The organism is Planctopirus sp. SH287 (assembly GCF_056500625.1).
Map to the genome: position 1 here is coordinate 2,927,316 of NZ_CM151403.1, position 26,409 is coordinate 2,953,724.

Here is a 26,409-nt window from a genome sequence, read left to right on the forward strand (position 1 = left end):
TTGACAATGCACTCGGGGCTTTCTATCTGGCCTGTGATACCTGAGACAAGGATCGACGAAAAGTATGGCTGCCGAGAAAGGGGTCGCGCTCATTCTCCGAGTGACCGACTTCAGTGAGACCAGTCGCATTGTGGTGATGTTTTCTCGTGAGCACGGTCGTTTTTCCGCCTTAGCCAAGGGAGGACGACGTTTGAAGGGGCCGTTCGAGTCATCGCTGGATTTGCTGGCGATCTGCGATGTTGTCTTTCTGAAGAAAGGTTCGGGAGGACTTGATCTGCTGACCGAAGCCCGGCTGGTTCAACGCTTTCGCCCTGAAGCCAACCAGCTCAACGCCCTTTATGCAGGTTATTATGTCGCGGAACTTCTACTGTCATTGACAGAAGATTACGACCCTCATGAAGTCCTGTTTGATGAAGCGAAGCTGTTGTTGGAATCTTTGGTCGATGTGCAGAATCTCGCCATCAAAATGACCCGTTTTGAGTTGAGCCTTTTGCGGGAAACGGGCCAGCTTCCCGATTTCCAGACATGTATGGGCTGTGAGGCCAGCCTGGTCGAAGGACGACTTTTTGGTTACTGGCCAACTCAGGGGGGATTAATCTGTCCCGATTGCCAGAAAGAGGACTATTCACAAATCCCTGTGCATGCGGGAACAGCTCAATTGCTGCGCCGGCTCGCTGAGGAAGACTCGACAAGCTGGCAGCGTTTAATCCCATCGTCACAACAAGTTAAGGAAATTCGCCAAGTCATGCTGGCTGCTGTCAGTCAGATTTTAGGTCGCCGCCCCAATACGTTGAAACTACTGCGCTTCCAGTAATTGCGATGATCTGCTATGACCAGCGGGCTTGCTCAATTTTCCCGTCTCTTTGCACCTGCCCGACTTTGTGTCATGGATGACCATGTCTGGAACCGGCCCGCATCATCATCATTATGTGCCAACGGTCAGCTTGCTGGCCCGCTGGATGACTGTCGCCAGTCTGTTACTTCTTTTGGGAGTGGCAGGGGTTGGTTGCAGCACCATGAACTGGCAGTCCCCTCTGGCTTCCAAATTTCCAGAACCGAAAATCGATGGCGTCCAGGGGCCTACCGAGCGACGGCTTCGCCGCGATCAGGTTGCTCAGGCCAGTGCCAGCCGGTTATCTGACAGCGATGGAAGATCACTGGCCCCGATTGTGGGAAGTGAAGACTACGAAGCAGCCGAGGTCTTGTTCAAAGAAGGCAAATTTGGAGAAGCCGAGGCGGCTTTCAAGAAAGTTGCCAAGAAGTACAAAAAGAGTGAGATTCGCGAAGACGCTCTGTTCATGCAGGCGGAATCAGCATTCCAGCGGCAACATTACGCGGACTCATACGACATTATTGCTGTCCTGTTGAAGGAATATCCCTCTTCGCGATATCTGGATTCCACCTCTCGCCGGCTCTTTGAAATTGCTCGTATCTGGTTGAATGACCCGAAAATTGTGCAGGTCAACGAGATTCAGCAGGCCAATCTGGACACTCCCGGTCAGCATCTTCCCGCGCCTGAACCCAGTGATGAAAAACGCCAGAGCATGATTGGCCTGAATCTCTTTGATGAGAAGCGGCCCGTCTTCGACACAGAAGGAAACGCCATCGCTGCACTCCGGGCGATCTGGTTGAACGATCCTGCGGGGCCATTGGCTGACGATTCACTGATGTTGGCAGCCAGCCACTTTGCCCGACGAAGCAAGTGGGTTGAAGCAGACAATTATTTCTCATTGCTGCGAGAACAGTACCCCAATAGTCCTCATGTTCAAAAAGCGTTTCTGCTGGGATCTCACGTCAAGCTGATGTCCTATGAAGGAGCCGGCTATGACGGACGACGGCTGGAAGAGGCACGTCAGCTGAAAGAGACGGCCATGCGCCTGTACCCCGAAGCAGAGGATCGGGCACGACTTGAGCGGGAATTGGCCGCCATTCAAGAAGCGGAAGTCGCAAGGTTGTGGGATCAGGTTCAATTCTATCAAAGAAAGAAAAAGCCGAATGCCGTTGGCTTGTATTGCCACATGCTGATTGACCGATATCCCAATTCCCCTCTGGCTTCTCAAGCCCGTGAAGTGCTGAATGAACTGGGGCCACAATATGCCACTGGGAACAAGTTTCGTCTGGCACCTCCACCGGCACCCAAACCCACGTTGATTCCTCCCATTCCCGGCCTCACGCCGACCACACCTCCTGAGTTAAAGCCTGTTGAAAAGACAGAAAAATCAGAAGGTTCTAAAAGCTGGTGGGGGGGAAGCCGTAATAAAGAAGAGCCTTCGGCCCCTTCGGAAGATGGTGAGAAATCGAATTCCGACAATTCGAGTGACAGCGATTCCGACGATAGCGATTCCCCTGGGAAATCGACTCTCGAGCCTCGAAATCTTCAAGTTTCGGGCAGTGACGCTGGAGAGTCCTGATCATGGGAAACACTGAGTTCGAGTCGGCTGGTTGTCCGATTTCCCGTCGCGAAATTCTCGCAATGCTGGGGGCGTTCCCTTTTTTTTCCGCCTCTGGATGTGGGTATATGGTGGGAAACGCCTATAGCCCGCAAATCCGTTCCGTGAGCGTCCCGATCTTTACCAACGAGACATTCCGGCGAGGAATTGAATATCAATTAACCGAAGCTGTTCAGAAGGAAATCCGGACACGGACTCCTTTCAAGCTGGTTGATGGAGATCAAGCGGACACCCGCCTAACCGGACGGATCGTTGAGATTCGTAAGGATGTGCTGGGTGAAACGAACTTTGATGACCCACGCGAACTTCAAGTGTCGCTGATGGTGCATGTCACCTGGGAAGATCTTCGCAGCGGGGAAATTCTGGCCCGCGAGCAGGCTCCTTTGGAAAATGGGACAACGGCACTTTCCATGCAAGCCGAGTTTGCTCCGGAAGTGGGGCAATCGTTAGCCACAGCGACTGCTGACAGCACATCTCTCCTGGCCAAGCGGATCGTCAACATGATGGAAATGCCCTGGTAATTCGCTTTCCGGAAATCAATGGCGCGTTGAGAGATATTTCAAGCCCTTGCGGGCTTCGTGGCGGCGTATGGGGGTCAGTCGTTCATCCGCGAATGGGTCTTACGCCGCCAGCCCCTTGCGGGGTTTGGGCCTATCGGCCGGGACTTGGGCTAAAGATCCGCAGGCTCGTTGGCTTGCTTCCCTTGCGGGGCCCTTGCGGGCTTCGTGGCGGCGTATGAGGGTCGGTTGTTGATTCACGAATGGGTCTTACGCCGCCAGGGTGGTGCTCGTTGGGTTGTAAATAGGCGGTTGGCGAATCAGTGGGTCGGGTGGCAATGACACGGGGGAGTTGGTGCATTGCGCTTCGCTTCATGCACCCTACGTGACTCAGGATGAAGAGCCCTCACCCGCGAAGACGCGGGAGAGGGTTCTGAGTGCGCAACTCTGAGCGCACAACAAGGTGGGCGCACCAAGGTTGGTTAGGTTAGAGGGGATTCGCTGGGCGCGCCTCGTCGGTCAGGGCCATCAATGGGCCAGCCTGCGATCCGGAAGATGACCCTCGTCAGCGGCTTGATCAGGGCCGTGTTGTGCCGGCAGTGTCGCAAGAGGCTGCCAGCTTGAGAGGCCTGTGGCGCTCTCAACTCGAATTCGAGATTTCCGACTGGTTTTCCGACTTGTTGGCCGCAAAGGATTGTCAGCGGCAACGGAGTGATTCCTTGCCGCCAAGATGATTCTCTGGAATGTCAGGTCATTTTCTGAGCTTCACAACGGCTTCCGACAACAATTGGATCCCCGTGATTCTCAGGAAAAGCAAAACCGGTGGGACAGGTGCTTAAGTTCGCAAGCGTGGTTCTCACGAAGGAAACTTCGTGACGGCGACTCTCTGCGCGGCCCTGATCGGTCGTGGACTTTTCTTGTCGGTATTTTAGTCGTGCAGGCATGCTTGCTCAGTGCAGCAATCATGCCTGCACGCAATTCTCAGTGAAATCCTTGGATTCTTAGCAGGACGCATTCCATGGATTCAGTAGCAAATCAAGCGGCCTTGCGCTGTTGATCCTGCGGTAATGATTCGCGATGAAAAGCCGGGTTGGGTGAAATGGCCAGTGAGACCGTTTCAAAGTTTGTCGTTTTACGAACGGCATAGGTCTGCACGTTCTGCACCTGGAAATAGATGCGCGAGCAGAGTTCGCTGAGCAGGCCAATAAACACAAATTGTATCGATGCCAAACCCGAAACAGCGCTCAAGAGAAGCAATGGATTGCCAGTCATGTCGAAGTCATAACCAAACTTCAGCACCACGCTGGCCATGGCAGAAACGCCACTGACGAACATGGCCAATAGCCCCATCATTCCAAATAGCTTCATGGGACTGACGGCGTATTGAATCAGATACTTCACTGTTGCCAGATCGAGCAGCACACGGGTGACGCGTCCCAGGCCATACTTGGAAACACCGAAGCGGCGAGGATGATGGCGAGTGACTACTTCGATACAGCGAGCACCCCGTTGACGGGCCAGAATGGGGATGAAACGGTGCATTTCGCCGTAAAGCTGAAGCTCTTTGGCGATTTCACTGCGAATTGCTTTGAGCGTGCAACCCAGGTCATGAACCGGGAAGCCCGTCACGCGACCGATCAGCCAGTTTGCACAGACCGACGGTAGCTTCCGATGAAGTACCGCGTCCTGACGATTCTTCCGCCAGCCATGAACGAGGTCGTAACCTTCCTCAATTTTGGCAAGCATCATCGGGATATCTTCAGGCTCGTTCTGAAGGTCACCATCAATCGTCACAATGACGTCGCCGGTAGAAGCCTGAATGCCCGCCTGCATGGCCGCTGTCTGACCAAAATTCTTACGGAACTCGATGAGCTTGACCCTCTCATCGGCTGCGGCAATCTCGTTCATCACTTCCGTAGAACCATCGGTGGAACCATCGTTGATGAGGATCAGTTCGCAGGTGTGTTCCAATGGATCCATCACGCGCATGATCGCCGCGTGAAGCAATGGAAGATTTTCAAGCTCGTTGTAAATGGGAACGACAATCGAGACGTGCATGTTTGTGAGCCTGTTGCCGACATCCAAGGCATTTGCATCGTTGATCATGGCATCCGTGCCATCAATGCAGGCAGATCAATAATCAAAAAACAGATTAAGTGCAGAGTTTGCCAGATCAGCCCTCAGTCGTCCAGACCTCCTGGATTTCAACAAGAGAAAGCTTGGTCTGAACGCATTGATGATCTTCCCGGCGGTGAAACAGGGATGGCTAGAGAATTGGCGCAAACATTCTGGCCCAGTTCTCCTGGAGTTTTTGCCAGAGGGGCCTCTTCGACCAGAGATCCCGGTCGATGCGGTGGGCATTCAGAACATCAATTTCAAACTGGGTGTTCAACTGCTCGGAGATGCCGAGGTCGTACAAAGCCACGGCCACTTCAAAATTGAGAAAAACGCTACGAGAATCAAAGTTCGGGCTACCGACCAGAGAATACTCGCCATCGATCGTCAACGTTTTGGAATGCAGATACCCTTTGTCGAATTCCCAGATTTCGACACCCGCCCTGAGAAGTGGATGATAGCTTGAACGGCCTGCCATCCGTGTGTACCAGTACCCTTTCTCACCAGAAAGGAGTAACCGAACCTTCACACCACGCAGTGCTGCACTTTCCAGGGCAGAGACCAGCGCATTGGTCGGAACAAAGTAACTGGTTTCGATCGTAATGTGATGCCGGGCTTCTGTTATGGCGACAAAGAACAACGTTTGAAAGACGCTGTCCTCAAGGTGAGGCCCACCAGCGACGACCTGAGCTTCGATATGCCCATGTTCTTCTGGCCAGGGAAAATCGTCCTGCCACGAGATTTCTTTCCCTGTGGCACAATGCCAATCTTCGGCGAAGATCAGTTGCAGTTGCAGAACAGTAGGGCCGACCAGTTTAGAGTGTGTGTCGCTCCAATAGCCGTAATGCGGATCGCGGCTCAAATACTCATCACCAACATTCATTCCGCCCGTAAAGCCAATTTTTCCATCGACAATGATGATCTTGCGATGATTTCTTAGATTGAGCGACCAGGCTTCATACCACCCACGGCCGGGAACAAAAGCGGAAATCTCAATCCCGGCTTCCCGCATGGGGGCGATAAATTTTCGGGAAAGCCTCATCGAGCCAATCGAGTCATAGAGAAAACGAACCGTGATTCCCTCTTTCGCTTTGGCAATCAACAGATCACGCAGGCGTGTTCCAATACGATCCGGTTGCCAGATGTAGTATTCGAGATGGATCGTGGAACTGGCGCTGCGAATGGCTTCTTCAATTTCCTCGAACGCCAGTTTGGCATCGTGCAAAAGTTCGACGCGGTTATTGATCGTCGGTCGGCTTTCTGACAGCCGGGTCCCCACTTTAGCCAGATTCTTTTGCAAGGGTGTCAGTCGCTCATTATCGAGCAGATGCCGCTCGGAAAGTTCTGGCATGCGATGACGCAGCCGCTTCCAGGCTTTTAATCGTCCCTGAACCCGGGACTCCACACGATTTAGCCCGAATGTCAGGAACAGTAATGCTCCTATATAGGGGATCGTAATAATGGCCATGATCCAAGCGACAGTCGCGGTCTCCTGACGACGCTTCGTCAATAGCACGACAGCAACTAACGACCATGACAGGATGTAGCCGATAACCGTCAGAAATCCCGGCAGCCAATCAAACACGTCCCATGATCCTTAATGCGACCGCAACCGGCTTACGACATTGTGCAGGTCACAGAATCATGGTGCATTCTGCCAGAGCCTCAGTCAAATAGAACGGGACTCGCTTTTCCTGTGGCCACTTCGGCAATCAGTTCCTGGGCGACGCAATCAATGGTCTCGGCACCAATCAATTCACGCCCTTCGACAGACCCGGCCAGCATCGCCAAGTCTGCCAATCGACAAATCTCGGCAGGAATGCCTCGGGATCTGGTGTAGAGTCGATCCACAGCGGCTTTCGTGAAGAGTGGAAGCTGATGCCCTGTCGTCGATAATCGCCAGCGAAGAAATTCGTCACAACGGGCTGATGACCAGATGGGAATTTCAATCCTTAGCGAACTCATCTCTTCCAGCCAGGCCAGGTGAGCATGCTCATGAGCCTTACCGATGCAGAAAAGCCAGGTGACGTTGGCACGGGCTGACAGGGAAATGGAGACCAGACGCCGCAACACATGCCCTGCTGCGGGGTCGAGCGTCTGGCAATGGTCGACCATGATGACCAGAGGCCGCTGGGTCGCTGCATAGCCCTCCAGAAAATCGGTCAGTCGAGACCAAAGCCAAAGCGAACTCTCTTCAACATCTGGCCCCAGGCCCAGTGCTTCCACGATGCGCCAGAGGAGTTCATGACGATCCATGCCGGTGGCATCCACGTGGATCGCTTCCATGTTCTGGCTGATCAGTTCACGGGCCAGCACATGCAGAGTGAAGGACTTTCCCGTTCCACCCTGGCCACTGAGAACTCCCAAGGGACGGCGAGTTTCCGCCAGATACCACAAACGGGAGAGGGCTTCTTCGTGTTCGATACTGACAAAATAGTCCACAGGATCCACGGTTGGGCGAAACGGTGAACGGGACGTGATGGAATCTTCCGGCATCATGTCGGGCACCTGTCGTCTGACACGTGAAGGAAGTGGAAAGAATCGCATCGATCTTCATGCCAATGCGACATGAGGATCAACCGGTATGAATCGTTCAAAGGAAATAAACCGCCAGCGATGAAAACGGGCACACTCATGATTCCATGAGCGTCTCATCGCCACTGATCGCCCCACTTTTTAGTAGGACGCTTCCAGCTGCTCTTTCTCGATCTTGTAACGTTCCATGGCCTGGATCTCGTTGTAGAGACGAGTTTCCGGCCCGGCAGGGAAATATTGCACGTCGTCATCAAGATAATAGGCTGACGGAAGTGTCTGGCCACCAACAGTGGTCTGGAAGCAGCCCGACATGGAAAGCGAAGCCGAAGCCACCATTGCGACAACTGACATCCGCCAAGCGGTCGTTTGCAATCCGTTCATAGTTCCATCCTGCCACTGGCGAAGAGAGGGTCGCGTCTTATGCGACCGATTCCGGCAATCTCTGCGAGACGAACGGGAAAAACACTCCCGCCCGGCCCCTATTTCATCGGATGGTTCACACGAAAACTTCGCTACAATCCGTAAAGCCGCTTAAAATCTCACGTTCCTTACAAAGCATCATCGGCCAAATTGCGCCCGGCAGGCGTCATTGTGATGATGAGGGGCGGATTTCGCCGGAGTGAACGGGGGTTTTGACCGTCGTGAGAATAGAACCAATCGTTCCAGAACCCTGACGAATATCAAGATCTGATATCGTTTGATTCATACTCATTCAGTGCGAGAAAGAGGCTTATCGACGGGAAAGAATGGCCGAAACGGGAATTGTGCTTCCTTTGATTTCAACATCCCAGGTGGGCCAATCGTCGCTATGGGTCAAAACCCGTGCACCCTGTGAAGAAGCCAGCACGGTTTCGCCAGCCATGGCAACACCAATTGATGGCCGCCAAAAAAGTGCTGCCCTTGCAGGAATGGCCACTTTCGATTGAGGAGTAATCAGGGCTGAAACCCGGCTGTAATCCATGATCTCCCCTTGAGGAGCCTGCTCCCATTCATCAGCACAGCCAAATTTCTCATAGATCCGGCTGACTTTTCCCCAGACATCTGCCAGCGGAGTGCTTCCCTGAGAAAAAAACATGGCTGTCGCCAGCACCAGGGCAATTTTCTCCCAGGATTCCGCGACAGACCCTTCCGGGCCTCCTTCCATAACGGTTCGGGCGACACCGCAGTGCAGGCCCTTGTAACGCCCCACCGCAACAATCGTGACTGAGTGAGTCGACTCGTCATTGCTCCACGTCCAGTCACGAAACCGGCGGGAACGGCCGTCTGCAAGAATCTGAATCCTTACGGGAGTCATTTCATGTTTCAGTAACCGATGAGAGACTTCGCCCGCCAGTTCTGATTCGGTCTTGCCGGGATACCAACCGCGGCAAGTCGCTTCGACTCCATGAGTCAGAATCTTCGACGCCATTTTCAGTTGCTCAACATCATGATCGTCGAGCGGCCAGCGGAAATTACGGAAGACGTCGGGTTTGACATCTCCCAGAGGCCCATACCGATCAAGAATCACCTTCCGACCGCGGCAGAGGTCACTCAACAGCACTTCCAATGGTTCATACCAAGGCCGCTCTTTGATCTGAAACCCCATGCCGCCGATACATGTTTCAAACACACGAGCCGAAGCCACATTATGGCTGACGATCACGCGTGATTCGGGAGTGATAAACATGGCGGTCGAAGGGCCAGTCGCATCACTGCCAGAGAAATCCGCCCCCGCCGACAGCCAGGCCTGATTGACAGGATCGGTCAGCAGCGCCGCGTCATAATGGTGAGTTTTCAACCACTCACTGATCCGCTGGTGCCTTCGATCGACAAGCGCAGCCAGTGCCGGATCAACGGTCACAAACTCTGCCGACGAAAGAGGATCGGATTGATCGACGAGTGTTGCCATGAACTTGGCCTCGATCATCTCTCAAAGAGAGTCAAAATGCGAATGGGACGTGTTATCCCCGTAGAATTACCAAGTGTAGCACGCCCAAGACAGATGTTTCGCTTGAAAACACAAATTAACACTCAAGAAAGTTCGTAATGAAGCGGCAAGCTTTCCTCTTTCCTGGTGAGTCAGACAATTGCTCCTGAATCAAGTTTGAGGCTGTGTCGGGCACTGCGTTAAATATGTTGATTAATTAACAGGTCAATTATCGGAGAGATTTTGGTGTTTCTCTATGGCCTGACGAACAGTGCGCCGGTAGTCTTACTCATGACCTGACCGTCCTCCTGACAGCTTCTGGCGAGATTTCTGTCAAATTGAGAGGTGGTGATGGTTTGGTGTTATTTCCACCAAGCCAAATTAGCCCAACGGTCAGTGAATCTCCCACCTTATAATGTCTGCTGAAGTTTCGCTTCTTGCAGGCATCCTTCCTTCGCCACCTCCATTTGATGACGATCTTTTGAGGTTCTTATGGACATCAGGTCGATATTTCCAATTACTGGATGCTTCCTGTCGCTTTTGACCACTTGTTCATTGGGTCACGCGGCTCCCGTCAGCTTTGTCAAAGACATCAAGCCCATCCTGTCAAATGCCTGTTACCACTGCCACGGCCCCGACGAGGCTGATCGCAAAGGGGGCACCGACGGCTTGCGGCTGGATACGTTCGACGGTGCGACGCTCGATCTGGGAGGTGGCTCGCAAGCCATCAAGCCTGGTGATCCCGATCACAGTGGAATCCTCGAGCGTATCCTTTCAGACGACCCTGATCTGGTGATGCCTCCCCCTTCCCTGGGACGAAAACTCTCTGCGAACGATGTGGCTTTGCTCAAACAGTGGATCAAGGAAGGAGCACCCTACGCGCCTCATTGGAGCTATGTGAAGCCGGTCAGACCGCAGGTGGTGGCCACCCAGCATCAGCCGGATTTGTCTCCCTTTGTCACTGCTGGCGCGATTGATGAATTGGTCAGACATCGCTTAAAAGAATTGAACCTTCGTACGGCACCACCCGCCGACAAAGCCGCGCTGATTCGGCGTATCAGCCTCGATCTGACGGGATTGCCACCAACGATTGACGAAGTCCAGGCGTTTGTGAATGACCAATCGTCTGATGCTTATGAAAAGCTGGTTGATCGTTTGCTCGCCAGTCCGGCGTACGGGGAACATTGGGCTCACCGCTGGCTCGATCTGGCCCGCTATGCGGATTCGGCAGGCTATGCAGATGATCCACAACGAACGATCTGGGCCTATCGTGACTATGTGATCAATTCTTACAACGCGAACAAGCCGTTCGATCAATTCACGATTGAACAACTGGCGGGAGACCTGCTGCCCAATTCCACGCGTGAGCAGCGGATTGCGACCGCCTTTCATCGCAATACGCTCACCAATAACGAGGGGGGAACCAACGATGAAGAGTTCCGCACCGTGGCTGTGGTGGATCGTGTGAATACGACGCTTGCAGTCTGGATGGGCACCACGATTGCCTGTGCCCAGTGTCATACTCACAAATATGACCCGCTCTCACATCAAGAATACTTCCAGCTCTATGCCCTTTTAAATAATACCTCCGATGCTGATCGACGGGATGAATCACCGCTGGAACGCTGGTTTACGCCTGAGCAGGATTCAGAACGAGACCGTCTGACGGGTTTGATCGCGGGTTTGGATCAGCAGCTTTCAACGCTGCCGGATCACCTCGCGAGTGATTTTGTTGCCTGGGATGAAAAGTTCCCCCGTGCACTGACATGGCAGGCAAAGAAGCCGACTCTTTTCTCGCGAGAAAGTGGATTGCCCACCACGATTGGCGACGAGAGCCGCCTGCTGGCCAGCCAATCAGCCAACCGGGACTCATACACTCTCCGTCTCCCTGTGGCTGCCGCTGAAATGATTAGTGGTCTGAAGATTGAAACCCTTCCCGATCAGTCACTTCCTGGTGGTGGCGCGGGGCATGGTGGTGGGAACTTTGTGATTTCCTCTATCGAAGCTGAGTTTGTTCCAGAGGAAAACACTGCCGCTTTGCCCATGGCTCGGTTTGTTCGTATTCGCCTGCCAGGTGACCAGAAGATGATCCATCTGGCGGAAGTTCAGGTTTTTGGGCGTAATTCGATATCAACCACCAGTTCTAATCTTGCGTTGCGAAAGCCGACCCATCAAAGCTCGACCGATTTTGGCGGCGCTGCCGAGCGGGCAGTCGATGGAAACACCGATGGCGACTTCAATGCGAATTCGGTCACTCACACGGCTGTCTCGACAAATCCTTCATGGGAAGTGGATCTGGAAGAACTGTGCCCGATCGAAAAGATCGTGCTTTGGAACCGAACAGATGGATCCCTGCAAAAGAGACTCTCAGGATATGTCGTTGAGCTACTTGACGCCAATCGTCAAGTCATCTGGACGCAATCGCCACCAGAAGTCCCTTCACCAACATTGACGTTGCCAACAAATGGAAGTGCAGCGTTACCTTTCGAGGCTGCGATTGCGGACTATTCGCAATCGGGCTTTTCCGCCGATCAGGTCATCAAGTCTGATAAGAAGAGCAAAGGCTGGGCTGTCGGTGGACAACAGGGCCAGGCCCATGAATTGACTCTGGTGTTGAAGCAGCCTTTCACCGCTCAGACTGCGGGGGAACTGGTGGTTACGATTTCACAAAAATCGTCATATGCGAACCATCTGCTGGGATCGTTCCGGGTTCTGGCCACTTCTGATCCTCACCTCACCAACTGGTTGAATTACTCTGAGGCAGTTCGCACGATTCTGCTGATCGAACGTAACCAGCGGACTCCGACACAGGTCAAGACACTGGCACGAGCGTTTTTAGAGAGTCATCCTTCTCTGAATAAAGTGCGAGAAGAAAAATCCGCACATGAAAAATCCCTGGCTGCTATTAAAGAGGTGACTGTTCCTGTCTGTCAGGAGTTATCGGGAGACCAGCGGCGTAAAACTCATATCCAGCTTCGCGGCAACTACCTTGAAAAGGGAGAAGAAGTTTCTCCTGGTATTCCGGCCATCTTCCAGTCAGCAAAATTTCAGAATGTAGAAAACCGCCTGCAAATGGCGCAATGGCTGATCAGTGAAGAGAACCCGCTCACTGCTCGCGTGATTGCCAACCGCTATTGGGAAGATCTGTTTGGCGTGGGATTGGTTTCGACCAGCGAAGAGTTCGGCTCTCAAGGCGAACTTCCCAGTCATCCCGAACTGCTCGACTGGCTGGCAACCGAACTCCACCGTGTGAAATGGGATTTGAAAACGTTTCTCAAGACGATTGTCCTGAGTGAGACGTACCAGCAATCATCACGGACAACAGCAGAAGCCTATCAAGCTGATCCCGATAACCGCTGGCTGGCCCGTGGCCCACGTTTGCGTCTGAGTGCCGAAATGGTGCGTGATCAGGCTTTATTCGTGAGTGGGCTGCTCTCCAACAAAATGGGGGGGGTGCCAGTTCGACCACCACAACCCAAACTTGGTCTCAATGCCGCTTTCGGTGGCAACACGGATTGGGAAACCAGTCTGGGGGAAGACAAGTACCGTCGAGCCATCTACACCCAATGGCGAAGGTCAAACCCTTACCCATCCATGACCACCTTTGATGCACCCACACGCGAGGTGTGCAATCTCCGTCGGATACGTACCAATACGCCACTTCAGGCCTTGGTGACACTTAATGATCCCGTGGTGATTGAAGCGGCTCAACAGATGGCTCGCCGGATCATTAAGGAATCTCCCCTTCCGGCAGATCAATCCCTGGACTCACAAATCACTCTGGCGTGGATGACAATTCTCTGCCGTCCGCCCACAACGCAAGAAGTCGAAAGTGTGCGTCAACTCTATGACGCCAGTTTCGCCGAGTTCCAGCAGAATCCCGAACAGGCCCGTCTGCTCTCACAGGCCGGCCCGACTGAAATCTCGCTGGCTCCGAGCATTGCCGCATGGACAGCCGTTTGCAATGTCCTGCTGAATCTCGATGAGGCACTGATGAAACGCTGACCTTTGATCGTACGATTAACAGACAAATAGATAATGAAGAGTGAGAGAGACCACTCGTTCTTCTCAAGTGACCTTGGCATTTTCGCTGAAAATTCTTCACTGACAAAACCCCGCAAAGGTTCTGATCATGACGCCTGACCTGCAATCCCTTTCGTCGACAGCCGCACAAACGCGGCGATACTTTCTTGGTCAGACCGGCTTGTCGTTGGGCGGTCTGGCTCTGGCGTCGCAATTCGGGGCCAAGCTGACCACATCTCAGGCCGCCGAAAGCAGCACGAACACGGGTCAAACGCCATTGGGTCGCGTGGTGAACCCCATGGCTCCGCATCCCGCACACTTCAAAGGGAAGGCCAAGCGGGTCATTTACATTCATCTGACCGGTTCACCGCCCCATCTGGATCTGTATGACTACAAGCCCGAATTGGTGAAGCGGACAGGGCAGGAATGTCCTGATCAGTTTCTCAAAGGGAAGATGTTTGCCTTCACTTCAGGAACGCCAAAACTTCTCGGCACCCCGCGTCAGTTCGCACAATATGGTGAAGGGGGGCTTTGGCTCTCCGATGCTGTTCCACATCTTCAGACGATGGCTGATGAACTGTGCATGCTGAAAGCTGTCACCACGGATCAGTTTAATCACGCGCCGGCTGAACTCTTGTTACTGACCGGTTCGCCTCGCGCGGGTCGCCCTTCACTCGGTTCTTGGGTCACTTATGGCCTGGGTTCTGAAAGTGAAAACCTGCCTGGTTTTGTTGTGCTCATCTCCAGCGGCGTGCAGCCGAACGGTGGCAAGAGCAGCTTTGGCAGCGGCTTCCTCCCTTCGGTCTTTCAGGGGGTGCAATGCCGATCCAAGGGTGACCCTGTCCTCTATGCGTCTGATCCCGCGGGGATGGATCGGCAACTGCGAAGGCAAACCCTCGATACGCTGCGTGATCTCAACCAGATCCAGGCGGCGACGGAAGGCCATCCCGAAACGCTGACCCGGATTGCGCAGTACGAACTGGCCTATCGGATGCAGGCTTCTGTTCCCGAGGTGATGGATATCTCCCGCGAGCCAGCGGACGTGTTAGAAGCCTATGGCGCCAAGCCCGGTGAATCGTCATTGGGTAACAACTGTCTGCTGGCCCGGCGTCTGGTGGAACAGGGTGTTCGTTTCGTCCAGTTGTTCGATTGGGGTTGGGACTTCCACGGCACAGGGCCGGGAGAAGACATTCGTGATGGCCTGACGAACAAATGCCGGACGATGGACAAGCCGGTGGCGGCTCTATTGAAAGACCTGAAGCAACGTGGCCTGCTTGAAGACACGCTGGTGATTTGTGGCGGTGAATTTGGCCGGACACCTTTTCGTGAAGGGCGAACGGCAGGGGGCGGAGTTCTGGGGCGCGACCACTACCCGGACTGCTTTACCATGTGGATGGCCGGCGGGGGTGTCAAGCGGGGATTCTCGTATGGTTCCACTGATGAGCTGGGTTTTTCGATTGCCGAAAACCGCATGCATATTCACGATGTTCAAGCCACCATCATGCACTTGCTGGGCTTTGACCATACGAAACTGGTGCATCGTTTTCAGGGACGCGACTATCGCCTGACAGACGTCCATGGCGAAGTGATTCAGCCCATTCTGGCTTAGTATACAAAGAGAGGCTGCGTTTCTTATTCCACTCACTTCTATCCAGACAGCCTTACGCAACTTTCTCTGAACCGGCGGGCACAATGCCTAACGCAGTGCAGAGAGCGTCCGCCTGTTCGGTACTGATAGGGGCGCTCCCTTCCAGAAAATCAATGAAAGGATGCTTTCCCAGCCCAGAAGCTTCCTGCAGTCGTTGAAATGAGACTTCCGGGTGGGCGTGAATTTGCCGACGAAGCCACCCTGAGAAAGTCGGTTCTTTGGCAGCCGCTTCGGCCAATTGCAGTTTGGCCTCAATGGCAGGTCGCTCGGCGATGGCTGCCTGCTGCTTTGCCTGAAGTTCCTCCGGGCTGATGGAAAATTCTTTTTTCATCATTTCTCCGTTGGTTCATACGCCGTCACCGGCAGGATCGTCATGTCATCGATCTTGTCATAAACACAGATCAGCCAGCGGCCAGTGCGGTCACAGCCCTTGGCAATCATGTTCTCCGACGCGTTACTTTCTTCACGGTTTGTCGGAAAACAGGCCACATACTCGAAATCCTCTACCGGTACACCATGCTGGGCCAGATATTCTTCGGTATCCGGTGTTCAGAAGAATTCAAACCAGGCCATTGGTGACTCTTTCGCAGGTGAAGTCGACTCCTATTCTATTAAAACATCTGACGGGTGCGTCGAGCGAAAATTGGACGAAATGAGTCGCGATGAGTGGAGATCAGGATTGTCACAGAAGATTCTTCCTTCCCAAGGGGTGGGAGGTCGTTGCTCTTGTGCCTTCAATGGACGACGTCCAACTATCAATTCTTGACGTGCTTTCTGTTACCATCAAAGCGTCGCTTCTGAAGTTTGCACTCACTGATGGATCGAAAGCCAGCCATGCAGCCAGCCTCCTTTGAGGACATCGTCGATTCCCGCCATCCGGATCTCTGGAACATTGAGACCAGTGGCCCCGGCCCTCAAGGAGCGTTGCCGCTCACGGATGAAATTCTCCGCAATGCTCCCAGCGGTGATCTTTTTGGCCTGACTCAAAATGCGGGCATGGGCTGGCCGGTGGATCAGGTCTTGCGGCCGCAATATCTCATCCTCAGCACACAAGGGGGGATTCGCGGCGAAGATGGCAAGCCGATCGCACTTGGCTATCACACGGGACATTACGAAGTCGGCCTGCTGATGCGGGCCGCTGCCGAAGAGATCAATCGCCTGGAAGGCTTGCCATTTGCTGGATTTGTGAGTGACCCGTGCGATGGCCGCACGCAGGGAACCACGGGGATGATGGACAGCCTTCCTTATCGGAATGACGCGGCCATTGTTCTAAGGCGGCTCATCCGTTCGCTTCCTGTGCGACAGGGGGTGATTGGTGTGGCAACCTGTGATAAAGGGCTGCCGGCCATGATGCTGGCGCTGGCAGCCATGCACGATCTTCCCTGCGTGATTGTACCGGGTGGCGTCACTCTTCCTCCTGTTCAAGGCGAAGACACAGGCAAGGTTCAGAGCATTGGTGCCCGATATGCCAAGGGAGAAATCACGCTGGAGCATGCCGCCGAAGCGGGGTGCCGGGCGTGTGGTTCAGCCGGTGGCGGGTGCCAGTTTCTTGGCACTGCAGCCACTTCGCAGGTGGTGGCGGAAGCTTTAGGGATGACGCTCCCTCATGCGGCACTCGCACCTTCAGGACAACCTGTCTGGCTGGATATGGCCACCCGGTCGGCCCGGGCCGTGGTGACACAGCAGCTTACGGGCCTGACGATGAAGAAAATCCTCACGCCGGAATCGCTGCACAATGCCATGGTCGTCCATGCCGCTTGCGGTGGCTCGACGAATCTGTTGCTGCATGTCCCTGCGATTGCTCATGCCGCAGGACTCATGCGACCAACTTCTGAAGACTGGAACCGGGTCAATCTGGCGACTCCACGTCTGGTGGACTGTTTACCCAATGGCCCGGTGGGTCATCCGACGGTGCGATTTTTCCTGGCAGGAGGCGTGCCGGAACTGATGCTCCATCTGCGAGGGTTGGGACTGCTCAAACTGGACGCCATGACGGCGACCGGCAAGCCGCTGGGTGATGTTCTCGATTGGTGGGAGCATAGCGAACGTCGTCAGCGTGTCCGAGACGTTTTGAAGCGGCGGGATCGTGTTGATCCTGACGATGTCATCATGCCTCCTCCACGTGCCAAAGAACGGGGATTAACCAGCACCGTCTGTTTCCCCAAGGGCAACATCGCTCCCGAGGGGTCTGTGGTGAAGGCGACATCGATTGATAAGACCACGCTGGATGCGAATGGTGTCTATCACAAGATCGGGCCAGTCCGGATGTTCACGACCGAACGCGAAGCGATCCGGGCGGTCAAAGGGCAGATCCAGCCTCCGGTCAAAGCGGGCGATATCCTGATTCTGGCTGGACGCGGGCCGCTCGGTTGCGGCATGGAAGAGACTTATCAGATCACGTCCAGTCTTCGTTATCTCCCGTTTGGTAAAGAAGTGACGCTGATCACCGACGCGAGATTTTCAGGGGTTTCGACGGGAGCCTGCATCGGCCATGTCGGGCCGGAAGCACTCGCGGGCGGGCCGATTGGTAAGCTCAGGGACGGTGATCTCGTTGAAGTGCGAATCGACACGCGGGATCTGACTGGCACCATGAATTTTATTGGTGAAGGGGAAACCACCTTTACCGCAGAACATGGAGCGAGGATTCTGGCCAGTCGGCAGCCCCATCCGAAATTGGCTCCGGATGTCGATTTGCCGGACGATACAAAACTTTGGGCCGCACTTCAGCAATTTGGGGGTGGGACTTGGGGCGGATGTGTCTACGATGTCAATGCGATTGTCAGCGCACTTGAATCAGGACAGGCCAAATCTCTCGGCACTCAAGGGTCAGACGGCGATGGACTGTTTTTCACTACCCACACAAAAAGCAACTGTTGACGGGTCTTGCAGGCTCAATGACATGGTGTTGTGCGATCATCGCAGCCTGAGCAAGTCAGCAAGGGGAACGCAAAGAAGCTGCCTGTTCAACCGGTGGGCGATTTGTCTGATGCTCCTGACTCCCGCAAGCCTGGTTTTCGGGGTTGAAGCTGTACAAGGGGCTGATAAGAAAGAGAGTCTTACTGCCAAGCCGATTTTTACTCCCGCCCAAGGTTATGAGGTTCTGAAATCCAAAGCCTTCCTTCCGCCTGATTTTCACGACAGGCATTTTCAGGAACTCTGGACGACCTGGCCCGAGTCCTGGCAAACCCGGTACAAGGCGGCTGACGACGCTGGCAAGCAGCGGTTGCTCTATTCGTATTATGGTTTGATTGAAGATCCTGAAGAGACGTCGCCTGAGGCTCCCCCGCTTGGGTATCTGAAAACAGTTCATGGCGACTGGGTGATGACTTGCCTGGCCTGCCATGGAGGTAAGGTTGCTGGCCAGGCACAGGCAGGGCTTCCCAACAGCCACATCGCTTTGCATACGCTTGCCGAAGATGTACGGAAGGTCAAGCAGGCACGCAAAGAGCAGCTGTCTCATCTGGATATCGCCTCGTTGACCATTCCTTTAGGAGCATCCAACGGGACAACCAATTCGGTCATTTTTGGTGTGATTCTGGGGGCCTTCCGTTTGCCAGACATGACGGTTGATCTGAGCCGGAAAGTTCCCCCGACGGTGCATCATGATGTCGATGCTCCCCCTTTCTGGAATGTGAAATACAAGACCTCACTCTATTGTGATGGCTTTGCTCCCAAGACCCACCGGCCATTGATGCAGTTCATGCTGCTCCCGATCAATGATCGAGAGACCATCTATGGCTGGGAAGAAGATTTCCAGGCGATTCAGGCCTGGATTGAAGCGGTGGAAGCTCCCAAATATCCCTTCCCGGTCGACGAATCACTGGCAGCCCGAGGCCGCCTTGTGTTTGAGAACAACTGCGCCAGTTGCCATGGAACCTATGGAGCCGGGACATTACAGAAAGATTCCTCACGGCGGCGTGATGAGGTGGTCTATCAGCAAAAAACGATTCCGATCGATGAGATTGGGACTGACCCGGTGCGATTAAACGCATTGACTGTCGACTACCGCCTATGGATGAAAGAGAGTTGGGTCAGTCGATATGGCGAAGATGAAGTGATCCTCGATCCTTCAGGGTATGTGGCGCCGCCTCTGGTTGGCATCTGGGCCAGCGCGCCGTATCTGCACAATGGAAGTGTCCCGACCTTATGGCATGTCCTGCATCCTGACCAGCGGCCAAAGATCTGGAAGCGTTCGGAAGATGGCTATGACACAGGGCGTGTGGGGATTGAGGTTGAAGAACTGACAAAAATGCCCGGCAACATCGATTCTCCTGCCGAGCGTCGCAGGTATTTTGAAACCCGCTTGAAGGGAAAGTCAGCCAAAGGGCATGATTATCCCAATGCGTTGAATAACAATGAAAAACAGGCGTTACTGGAGTATTTGAAGACGCTGTGAGGGTCGGGGGTCGCTGTGATCGTGATCAGGCCACGAAGATAACCGTTCACAGTCTTTCCGCTGCGGAGACCACCCATTGTGGCGTTATTCAAAGATCGTAAGAGCATCTTCCATGGACTCGGACATGAATGAGAACAGCAGGGGCCGCCCGGAATCATCTCTTCCACACTCGCGGCTTTTCACCTGGGGCCTGTTGACGGTCGGGCTATGGAATGTGTTCTCGCCGTGCTCCATCGCTCAATGTGCTGGGCCGCCTTCAACCACTATGCCAACTCCTTCCACTCCAGTGGAAACCCACCCACTGCAAACCCATCAATTGCCAGAAAAACAGCAAACACCGTCTCAGATTCAACCCGCCAATAGCAACGAGGAACAACCCATGGGAAGTTCAGAACGGGTTCCCACAGGCAGCATCTGGGCCAGCACATTGGGTGGCCGTCAGTTCTGGGGTGACGTGCAGATGTTCCACCACTTCAGAATCCAGAAGAACGTGTTTACTGGACATTTCCGTCTGCTGGATGGATGCGACCGCCGATTGGCCACTGGTTCATTGAAGGATTGCCAGCAGATGCTGGAGCAGATCCGGGTTCGAGACAAGATTCCGCCCATGGCGGGCACCTGCGTGATCTTCGTTCATGGCATCGTGCGATCCTCGAAGTCGATGTCAACACTTGCCCGGCTGGCTGAAGAACATCAGATGCTGGGGTTGGAGTTCGACTATCCCAGCACGCGGGTTGATATTCACGAATGCGCGGAATATCTCCACCAGAGCATCGAGTCATTGGATGGGATTGAGAAAATCCATTTTATCGTTCACAGCATGGGGGGACTGGTGCTGCGAGCCTATTTAGAAAATCATCACGATCCCCGTATTGGACGCCTGGTGATGCTGGGAACCCCCAATCAGGGGGCACATATGGCAGATCATCTTCGCAACAATTATGTCTTCCGCACCGTGCTCGGGCCTGCTGGTCAGCAACTGGTGACGGATGCGAATGGCTTGATTCCCCGGCTGCCCACGCCCAACTTCGAGTTTGCGATCATCGCCGGCGCTCGTGGTGATGGTGGTGGCTGGAATCCGTTTATCGAAGGAGATGATGACGGCACCGTCGAAGTCGCCAGCACGCGGCTTCCCGGCGCTACCGACTTCATCACACTTCCCGTGATTCACTCCTTCATGATGCGAAACCAGCCAGTGGGAGAGCACGCCATGAGATTTCTGGAAACAGGTTCGTTGCGATCCAACGGGCAATGTGAACCCATCCCCAGGAGCGAACCTTTGTTTCCTCCACTTCCAAACTCTCCGGTTGATCTCCCTGCTGGCCAATGAAACCATACCGTTTGTAGATAACTTTGCTCAATGTTATATAAAGCGAATGTGGATTTCTACGACAACTACTGAAATCCGAGTTCACATGATTAGTCGATGCATAAAAGTAGGGTGGCGTTAAGGCTTTGCGCAACCCACCAGCAGGGTAGCCCCGGTTGAAATTCCGATTTCTACCGGGGTGGCATAGCTACAAGAGGCTTCTCGCTTCCAAGCGGTTCAGGCCGCCTGAACCGCCTGTGCCTCCGGTAGCACAGGTAGCACGAAGACGGGCAACCTGTGCTACCCGGTGATCCCTATCCCACGAACCGGCAGGCTGGAGCCTGCCCTACGCTACTAGCGATGTCGGTGACGATCTCAGTTTCCTGAGTGAAGGCACAAGTGCTCATCGAGATAAAACTGGTGATGAACCAGGTCACGGGGATCAAGAATCTAAGCATAGAGACCTCAAAACCAAGTCAACCTTCTGATACTCACTTCATTGAAGATAAGGCTTGACTATGACTGGAAACCTGGAGAATGCACGAACATCCAGGTATCTTACTCATCTGGCAGAAAAAAACGACACACACATAAGCCGAAGTGGGTTTTCAATGACTTCGCAGAGTGGCTCAGGCTGACTGAACTCAGTCTACCTGGCTGCGGAACCGCAAGAGGCCGGCATAACTAAATATTCGCTTGCTGAAGACCCTCACCTCATTTGACCTACAGGTCGGGAAGCGAGGCTCAACTTATGCCTCTGTGCGTACCGTTGTTCGTCGGCAATTGGTCTTTTGCACTTTCAGCATACAGGTAGACTGAAAACCGGCAACCTGTCCCACCCCGCCATAGGACAAGAAGATGGAAGTAGAAATTGTCGGATCAAACGGAGAAATAATCGCGCGTGCCGAGGGTAGATTTGACGGTCTTCTGTTTAAAGGCAATATCACAGACACCTGCTTGCCGCCACAGCTTCTTTCGTTATTTACGGAATACGAACAGTGCGTCAACGGCCAAATAATACCGCTTGTTGATTCTTTAGATGAAGAGATCAATAGAATGAATTTCACGGCTGTTTATGCTGGCAGCCATGCGATTCAGATTAAAAAGTTGCAACTCCTTATTAACGACAGGCGTGTATCATTCTATATCGACACCTAGAAATACTATTTACACGGGACTCAGGTTGACAGTACACAACGACCTGAGTGGCCAGACACAAGAGGCAAGTGAAACCAAAGAGGGAATCACGAAAAAAGGATCCGGTGATGGCTGGTAACCATCGCCGGATCCTTTTGAGATTTCACAGCAGGGTAGCCCCGGTTGAAATTCCGATTTCTACCGGGGTGGCACAGCCACAAGAGGTTTCTCGCTTCCAAGCGGTTCAGGCCGCAGGGTGGCCCCGGTTGAAATTCCGATTTCTACCGGGGTGGCAGAGCCACAAGAGGTTTCTCGCTTTCAAGCGGTTCAGGCCGTCTGTACCTCCTGTGCCTACAGCACACAGGTAGCCCGAAGACGGGCAACCTGTGCTACCCGGTGATCCCCCTATCCCACGAACCGGCAGGCTGGAGCCTGCCCTACGTAGCTAAAATCTGAATTCACATGATTAGTCGATGCCAAAAGTAGGGTGGCGTTAAGGCTTTGCGCAACCCACCAGCTCAGAGAAACCCGATCAAATGAGCGATGACCGCAGGAATCATCATGGCAGGATATTCTTTTTCACCATTGTGACAGCAGGGTCGCCCCAGGGCGATTGCGCCATGCTGAGTAACCTGGTAGAAGTGGGCAATGCGACTTTTGTAGGAATCATGCAGGCCGTGGGTCGGCATCTGGAGTCGCTTCTGTGAGGTGGCCCATGTCGATCTGTCGCAGGGTGGCCCCGGTTGAAATTCCCATTTCTACCGGGGTGGCACAGCCACAAGAGGTTTCTCGCTTCCAAGCGGTTCAGGCCGCCTGAACCTCCTTTGCTACCCACTGGCCAGTGAAACCATGCCGTTTTCTGCCTGATCATGTATCAAGTCAATTATATAAAAGAGAAACAGCCACCAATCGTAAAGATCAGTGGCTGTTTCTCATGATCAGTCATGTCACAGAAGTACGATCAGGACTTGATCTGCTGCAACGCATATTGAGCAGCGGCTCGTAAGTCCTTGTCAGGATCGGTCGCAGCCTGTTCGAGTTCCGGGATGGCTGGACGGGCCATGGCTCCGATTTCTCCCAGGGCATAGACCGCGCCCACTCTGACTCGTTGAACAGGATCGTTCACGACTTTCAGCAGGCTGAGAACCGTGTCAGGACGCTGTGGAGCCAGTTCTGCCAGCGAGTAGGTGGCCAGCCAGCGGATGTTTTCATCTTTATCTTTGAGGCAGTTTTGTAGTGTTTCTAAAGCCCGGCTGGCAAAGCGATCATTGCGAACCAGCACTTCCGCTGCATGCAGGCGAACGTAGCCATCGGAATCATCCAGCGAGGTGGCCAAAGCCGGAAGAGCTTCCGAACCGAGTGGCCCCAATTCACCAATCACCGCAGCGGAGAAACTGCGAACACCGGCATCAGGAGACTTCAACCCACCCACCAACGTCTTGAGAACCTTTGGTGACTCGGCATTGAGACGGCTCAAAGCCAGGGCCGAGTGAACTTTAACGTAGGAATCTTGGTGATCGAGCAGGGCGTTCAAGGCCGGGACAGCTTCCTGTCCCTTGGTGTCCATCTGGCCCAGACGATGCACATTATGACGAATGGAATCGACGCTGGTGGTTTCCAGCCCGGCGACCAGAGGTTTCACGTCAGCTGACAGTGCACCACACTTTTCAATCAGCCCGGTGACTGCCGGAGCTGTTCCGCCGGTCTTGCGAGCGACTGCTGAAGAGGCCGTTCCAACAGCCGCTTCCCAATCATAGGACTCTTCAACCTTGGCCAAAGTTTGAGAAGCTGCCTGAGAGACACGCCCCTTTTGCTCGTCGATCGTAGCCCAGACATCATCGCTGGCGGCCCGACTCTTTTCATCAACCAGATCTGCAAACTGATTGGTCTTGGCAGTGACAGCCTCACGACCACTTTCCACTGCATTTGTGCGGGCGTTGTCCCATTCGGTACTGGCGATGGCCTTTGTTTCCATCAGCTCATTCGCGACCAGATCACGGGAGTCATTGGCACTCGACTTCAATGACCGCGTGAGGCCTTCAATTTTCTTGGCAGATTCAGACTTCATATCCCCAATGCGTTCGCGAGTTTTTTGCTCGGCGTTTGCCATTGATGATTCGACTTTGGCCGTTTCTTCTTTCGCCCAGGCTGGCAGATCATCACCAGCGCTGGATCGTGAAGCTTGAACAATGTCAGAGCTAGTTTTCGATTTTTCGGTGCCGACCCGGTCGATGGCAGACTTATCCATCTTGGGAAGGTCGTTGGAAGACTTCACAGAAGCAACCAGTTTTTCTGCACTGGGTCGTGACTCGCTGGTGCGAGTTTCGGATGCGGACTTCTCTGGCGTGCCAGTCGCATCGGTTCGACCTTCAATTTTGGCGATCCACGAGGCAAATTCGTCCTCGCCGGTGATTTCTGAACTGGGGCGAGCCGGTACAGCGGACTTCACAGCGGATTTCGTTTCGGCCACTGAACCTGTTTTGGTGGTGTTTGGTGACGTTGCTGCCACCTTGGATTCTGTTTCTTTTTTGGCAGCAGTTTTGTCTGCCAGTGTTTTCTCGGTCAATGATTTTTCAGCTGCGGATTTCGCGGCGATTGACTTATTGGCCGATGGAGTCGTGGTCACTTTCCCAGCGACCCGCTCTGGCCCTTCACCACGACCGGAAGCAATATCGGCCAGTGCTTCGGCCAGGAATGGATCTTCATCAGAGGGGATCAAATCATGAGAAGGACCGCGAGTGGCCTTGGCAGAGTTCTTACCGGTCTTGGCAAGCCCTTCCTGATCGGCGGAAGCATTCCTGGAAGCATCACCGCTGGCAGACTTTTCAGCCAATGATGTTCCGGCAAACGCTTTTGTGCTGGAAGAGTTGGTGGAAGGCTTGGATTTATCGGCCTTCTCTTTCTGAGCAAGCTGACTCTCGGTAGAAGCTTTCTGATCCGATTGATCTTTCGAGGATTTTGCCTCGGTCTCTTTCTCTTTGGATGCGACGGTCGATTTCTTGTCGTCAGCTTTTGACTTGGAAGAATCGTCATCACGGCCCCAGCTGAACCAGCTGGCCTTCTTCACACCTTCATCCTCTTCAGCAACTGGAGAAGACTTTTCCTTCTCTTTGCTGGCCAGGACTTCTTTATCTTTTGCCAATGGTTCGCCCTTGGCGTCGACCTTAGGCTCTCGATCAAACCAGCCGGTGACGGTCTGGCTGGAGCGGGCACAGCCTGAACCAGCGGTCACAACCACGGCAGCCAGAAGCACATTTCGAAGAAGATACCACTTAACCATGACTCTGCACCTTCCGTTGTGACGCCCGTTTTGGATGGATTCGTTGAAGATGACGATCGTGGCCCGACATGGCACACACGCCGCAACACCAGCCTCATTCACAAAATGGGCAACACTGATTCGCAGACTTCGGCCATCAGGAGATAGACATCAGAGACGGCCATTTTTCGCCGCCAGGAGATCCCGAACACCACCGGTAAGAAGACGTCTTCCAGTGCTGTTCTTGATGTGATTCCTTTTCCTTGTCCTTCGAGGTATCGGTTGTGACGCTTCTATGGAATCAGCCACTTCGACCACCCCTTCGGAACTTTCCGTAGAGTGCAGGGTAGGCATGTCGTCACAATCGCCACATTCGTTAAAGTTTGACATTTCCTGGCAATCCCTTGTCAATATGAGCGAATCCAGGCCAAACAGATGAGGTCGTACTGTCACTCCTGAAACCTCACGACTGATTCTTTCCGTTCATTCAACCCAGTCCGTAAAATCCTCAATTCCGGAAGGAGTCGTCGCCGATACCACCACCAGGGGAAACTTGGAGGGGAGACGCATGCGCTACACATTTTCGACAGCCATGCTACTCATGGGCTTGGGGTTATTGGGGCTGGTCGGCACGAGCGGCTGCCAATGCTGCCGTTTGTTTGACCCATATGCCGGCGTCATTGATGACATTTCCGACCACGAGTGCAACGCTCAATACTTCTGGTCGCCCAAGTGGGATCTGACCCGGATCGGGAAAGCCGACTGGTGTGGCACAAAGTGTCATGTCTGTGGAGGATGTCAGCAACGTTGCAGCGAAGAGGGTTGCTATACGCCTCCCTGCCGCTGTCACCCGTATCCACAAGCTTATCCGTACGTCTATCCGAACAATGCGATCGAACGCGACAGCTGGCAGAATCTGCCGCAGAACGGGGCGCCAGCCGGAACGTTACCGAGCAATTCACTTCCGCCAGCCCCCACGCCGACGACTCCTGTCATGCCACCATCGCCGACAGTACCAGTGCCAGCAGTGCCACCAGTGCCAGCGTTTTCTCAACCTTACGATCAATAAGTGATGGGGCCAAGACGCGTCTTTGATGGCAAGAATACCTGGCAAGTGGCCGCTATTCAAAGCCA

Annotated in this window: 19 protein-coding genes; 10 read left to right on the forward strand and 9 right to left on the reverse strand. The window is 53.8% G+C overall.

Annotated elements, in window-relative coordinates; genetic code table 11:
* Positions 1 to 64: 64 nt before the first annotated feature.
* The 3 genes from recO to lptE all read left to right on the forward strand — a co-directional run bounded on the left by recO (position 65) and on the right by lptE (position 2,971).
* Positions 65 to 814, forward strand: a complete 750-nt coding sequence (recO, locus tag SH287x_RS10780; protein ID WP_479514316.1) for a DNA repair protein RecO — start codon at positions 65 to 67, stop codon at positions 812 to 814.
* Positions 815 to 896: 82 nt separating this feature from the next.
* Positions 897 to 2,411, forward strand: coding sequence for a tetratricopeptide repeat protein (locus tag SH287x_RS10785; protein ID WP_479514317.1), 1,515 nt, complete (start codon positions 897 to 899; stop codon positions 2,409 to 2,411).
* A 2-nt stretch (positions 2,412 to 2,413) separates the two neighbouring features.
* Positions 2,414 to 2,971 (forward strand): LPS assembly lipoprotein LptE, encoded by a 558-nt coding sequence (gene lptE, locus SH287x_RS10790; protein WP_479514318.1) that lies wholly within the window; start codon positions 2,414 to 2,416, stop codon positions 2,969 to 2,971.
* A 1,011-nt stretch (positions 2,972 to 3,982) separates the two neighbouring features.
* Here the strand turns inward: lptE and SH287x_RS10795 are convergent.
* From SH287x_RS10795 to SH287x_RS10815, 5 genes are all read right to left on the reverse strand, one after another.
* Complete coding sequence (locus tag SH287x_RS10795) at positions 3,983 to 5,005, reverse strand: glycosyltransferase family 2 protein (RefSeq protein WP_479514319.1); 1,023 nt, start codon at positions 5,003 to 5,005, stop codon at positions 3,983 to 3,985.
* Positions 5,006 to 5,213: 208 nt separating this feature from the next.
* A complete protein-coding gene (cls, locus tag SH287x_RS10800) occupies positions 5,214 to 6,647 on the reverse strand; it encodes a cardiolipin synthase (RefSeq protein ID WP_479514320.1) in 1,434 nt (477 codons plus the stop codon).
* An 80-nt stretch (positions 6,648 to 6,727) separates the two neighbouring features.
* Positions 6,728 to 7,609: an ExeA family protein gene (locus SH287x_RS10805; RefSeq protein ID WP_479514321.1), complete on the reverse strand. Its 882-nt coding sequence runs from the start codon at positions 7,607 to 7,609 to the stop codon at positions 6,728 to 6,730.
* A gap of 129 nt (positions 7,610 to 7,738) precedes the next feature.
* The gene (locus SH287x_RS10810) at positions 7,739 to 7,978 is read right to left on the reverse strand and encodes a hypothetical protein (protein WP_479514322.1); all 240 of its coding nucleotides are present in this window, start codon (positions 7,976 to 7,978) and stop codon (positions 7,739 to 7,741) included.
* A gap of 349 nt (positions 7,979 to 8,327) precedes the next feature.
* Positions 8,328 to 9,485 (reverse strand): M24 family metallopeptidase, encoded by a 1,158-nt coding sequence (locus SH287x_RS10815; protein ID WP_479514323.1) that lies wholly within the window; start codon positions 9,483 to 9,485, stop codon positions 8,328 to 8,330.
* A gap of 558 nt (positions 9,486 to 10,043) precedes the next feature.
* On the opposite strand from SH287x_RS10815, the gene SH287x_RS10820 reads away from it, so the two are divergent.
* Together SH287x_RS10820 and SH287x_RS10825 are read left to right on the forward strand one after the other, a co-directional pair.
* A complete protein-coding gene (locus SH287x_RS10820) occupies positions 10,044 to 13,508 on the forward strand; it encodes a DUF1553 domain-containing protein (protein ID WP_479514324.1) in 3,465 nt (1,154 codons plus the stop codon).
* Positions 13,509 to 13,635: 127 nt separating this feature from the next.
* Complete coding sequence (locus SH287x_RS10825; RefSeq protein WP_479514325.1) at positions 13,636 to 15,135, forward strand: DUF1501 domain-containing protein; 1,500 nt, start codon at positions 13,636 to 13,638, stop codon at positions 15,133 to 15,135.
* A gap of 52 nt (positions 15,136 to 15,187) precedes the next feature.
* Here SH287x_RS10825 and SH287x_RS10830 read toward each other — a convergent pair whose 3' ends face one another.
* Together SH287x_RS10830 and SH287x_RS10835 are read right to left on the reverse strand one after the other, a co-directional pair.
* Positions 15,188 to 15,505: a hypothetical protein gene (locus SH287x_RS10830; protein ID WP_479514326.1), complete on the reverse strand. Its 318-nt coding sequence runs from the start codon at positions 15,503 to 15,505 to the stop codon at positions 15,188 to 15,190.
* Entirely contained in the window at positions 15,505 to 15,663 is a 159-nt protein-coding gene (locus SH287x_RS10835) for a hypothetical protein (RefSeq protein ID WP_479514327.1), read from the reverse strand. Before SH287x_RS10835 ends, SH287x_RS10830 begins: the two co-directional genes overlap by 1 nt.
* Positions 15,664 to 16,008: 345 nt before the next feature.
* Between SH287x_RS10835 and SH287x_RS10840 the strand changes: the two genes are divergently transcribed.
* From SH287x_RS10840 to SH287x_RS10855, 4 genes are all read left to right on the forward strand, one after another.
* Positions 16,009 to 18,051 (forward strand): YjhG/YagF family D-xylonate dehydratase, encoded by a 2,043-nt coding sequence (locus SH287x_RS10840; protein ID WP_479514328.1) that lies wholly within the window; start codon positions 16,009 to 16,011, stop codon positions 18,049 to 18,051.
* 22 nt (positions 18,052 to 18,073) lie between these two features.
* On the forward strand, positions 18,074 to 19,570 hold the full coding sequence (locus SH287x_RS10845) for a c-type cytochrome (protein ID WP_479514329.1): 1,497 nt from the start codon (positions 18,074 to 18,076) through the stop codon (positions 19,568 to 19,570).
* A gap of 124 nt (positions 19,571 to 19,694) precedes the next feature.
* Positions 19,695 to 20,900 (forward strand): alpha/beta fold hydrolase, encoded by a 1,206-nt coding sequence (locus SH287x_RS10850; protein ID WP_479514330.1) that lies wholly within the window; start codon positions 19,695 to 19,697, stop codon positions 20,898 to 20,900.
* An 837-nt stretch (positions 20,901 to 21,737) separates the two neighbouring features.
* Complete coding sequence (locus SH287x_RS10855; RefSeq protein ID WP_479514331.1) at positions 21,738 to 22,037, forward strand: hypothetical protein; 300 nt, start codon at positions 21,738 to 21,740, stop codon at positions 22,035 to 22,037.
* A gap of 497 nt (positions 22,038 to 22,534) precedes the next feature.
* Here SH287x_RS10855 and SH287x_RS10860 read toward each other — a convergent pair whose 3' ends face one another.
* Both SH287x_RS10860 and SH287x_RS10865 read right to left on the reverse strand, forming a co-directional pair.
* On the reverse strand, positions 22,535 to 22,705 hold the full coding sequence (locus tag SH287x_RS10860) for a hypothetical protein (RefSeq protein WP_479514332.1): 171 nt from the start codon (positions 22,703 to 22,705) through the stop codon (positions 22,535 to 22,537).
* A gap of 272 nt (positions 22,706 to 22,977) precedes the next feature.
* On the reverse strand, positions 22,978 to 25,296 hold the full coding sequence (locus SH287x_RS10865; RefSeq protein ID WP_479514333.1) for a HEAT repeat domain-containing protein: 2,319 nt from the start codon (positions 25,294 to 25,296) through the stop codon (positions 22,978 to 22,980).
* A gap of 547 nt (positions 25,297 to 25,843) precedes the next feature.
* Here SH287x_RS10865 and SH287x_RS10870 point away from each other — a divergent pair.
* Positions 25,844 to 26,344: a hypothetical protein gene (locus SH287x_RS10870; RefSeq protein ID WP_479514334.1), complete on the forward strand. Its 501-nt coding sequence runs from the start codon at positions 25,844 to 25,846 to the stop codon at positions 26,342 to 26,344.
* Positions 26,345 to 26,409 lie beyond the last annotated feature (65 nt).

Coding starts and splice junctions, on each gene's coding strand:
- recO (WP_479514316.1), top strand. CDS start 65: ATGGCTGCCGAGAAAGGGGTCGCGCTCATTCTCCGAGTGACCGACTTC.
- SH287x_RS10785 (WP_479514317.1), top strand. CDS start 897: ATGTCTGGAACCGGCCCGCATCATCATCATTATGTGCCAACGGTCAGC.
- lptE (WP_479514318.1), top strand. CDS start 2,414: ATGGGAAACACTGAGTTCGAGTCGGCTGGTTGTCCGATTTCCCGTCGC.
- SH287x_RS10795 (WP_479514319.1), bottom strand. CDS start 5,005: ATGCACGTCTCGATTGTCGTTCCCATTTACAACGAGCTTGAAAATCTT.
- SH287x_RS10805 (WP_479514321.1), bottom strand. CDS start 7,609: ATGCGATTCTTTCCACTTCCTTCACGTGTCAGACGACAGGTGCCCGAC.
- SH287x_RS10810 (WP_479514322.1), bottom strand. CDS start 7,978: ATGAACGGATTGCAAACGACCGCTTGGCGGATGTCAGTTGTCGCAATG.
- SH287x_RS10815 (WP_479514323.1), bottom strand. CDS start 9,485: ATGGCAACACTCGTCGATCAATCCGATCCTCTTTCGTCGGCAGAGTTT.
- SH287x_RS10825 (WP_479514325.1), top strand. CDS start 13,636: ATGACGCCTGACCTGCAATCCCTTTCGTCGACAGCCGCACAAACGCGG.
- SH287x_RS10830 (WP_479514326.1), bottom strand. CDS start 15,505: ATGAAAAAAGAATTTTCCATCAGCCCGGAGGAACTTCAGGCAAAGCAG.
- SH287x_RS10840 (WP_479514328.1), top strand. CDS start 16,009: ATGCAGCCAGCCTCCTTTGAGGACATCGTCGATTCCCGCCATCCGGAT.
- SH287x_RS10845 (WP_479514329.1), top strand. CDS start 18,074: ATGGTGTTGTGCGATCATCGCAGCCTGAGCAAGTCAGCAAGGGGAACG.
- SH287x_RS10850 (WP_479514330.1), top strand. CDS start 19,695: ATGAATGAGAACAGCAGGGGCCGCCCGGAATCATCTCTTCCACACTCG.
- SH287x_RS10855 (WP_479514331.1), top strand. CDS start 21,738: ATGGAAGTAGAAATTGTCGGATCAAACGGAGAAATAATCGCGCGTGCC.
- SH287x_RS10860 (WP_479514332.1), bottom strand. CDS start 22,705: ATGCCGACCCACGGCCTGCATGATTCCTACAAAAGTCGCATTGCCCAC.
- SH287x_RS10865 (WP_479514333.1), bottom strand. CDS start 25,296: ATGGTTAAGTGGTATCTTCTTCGAAATGTGCTTCTGGCTGCCGTGGTT.
- SH287x_RS10870 (WP_479514334.1), top strand. CDS start 25,844: ATGCGCTACACATTTTCGACAGCCATGCTACTCATGGGCTTGGGGTTA.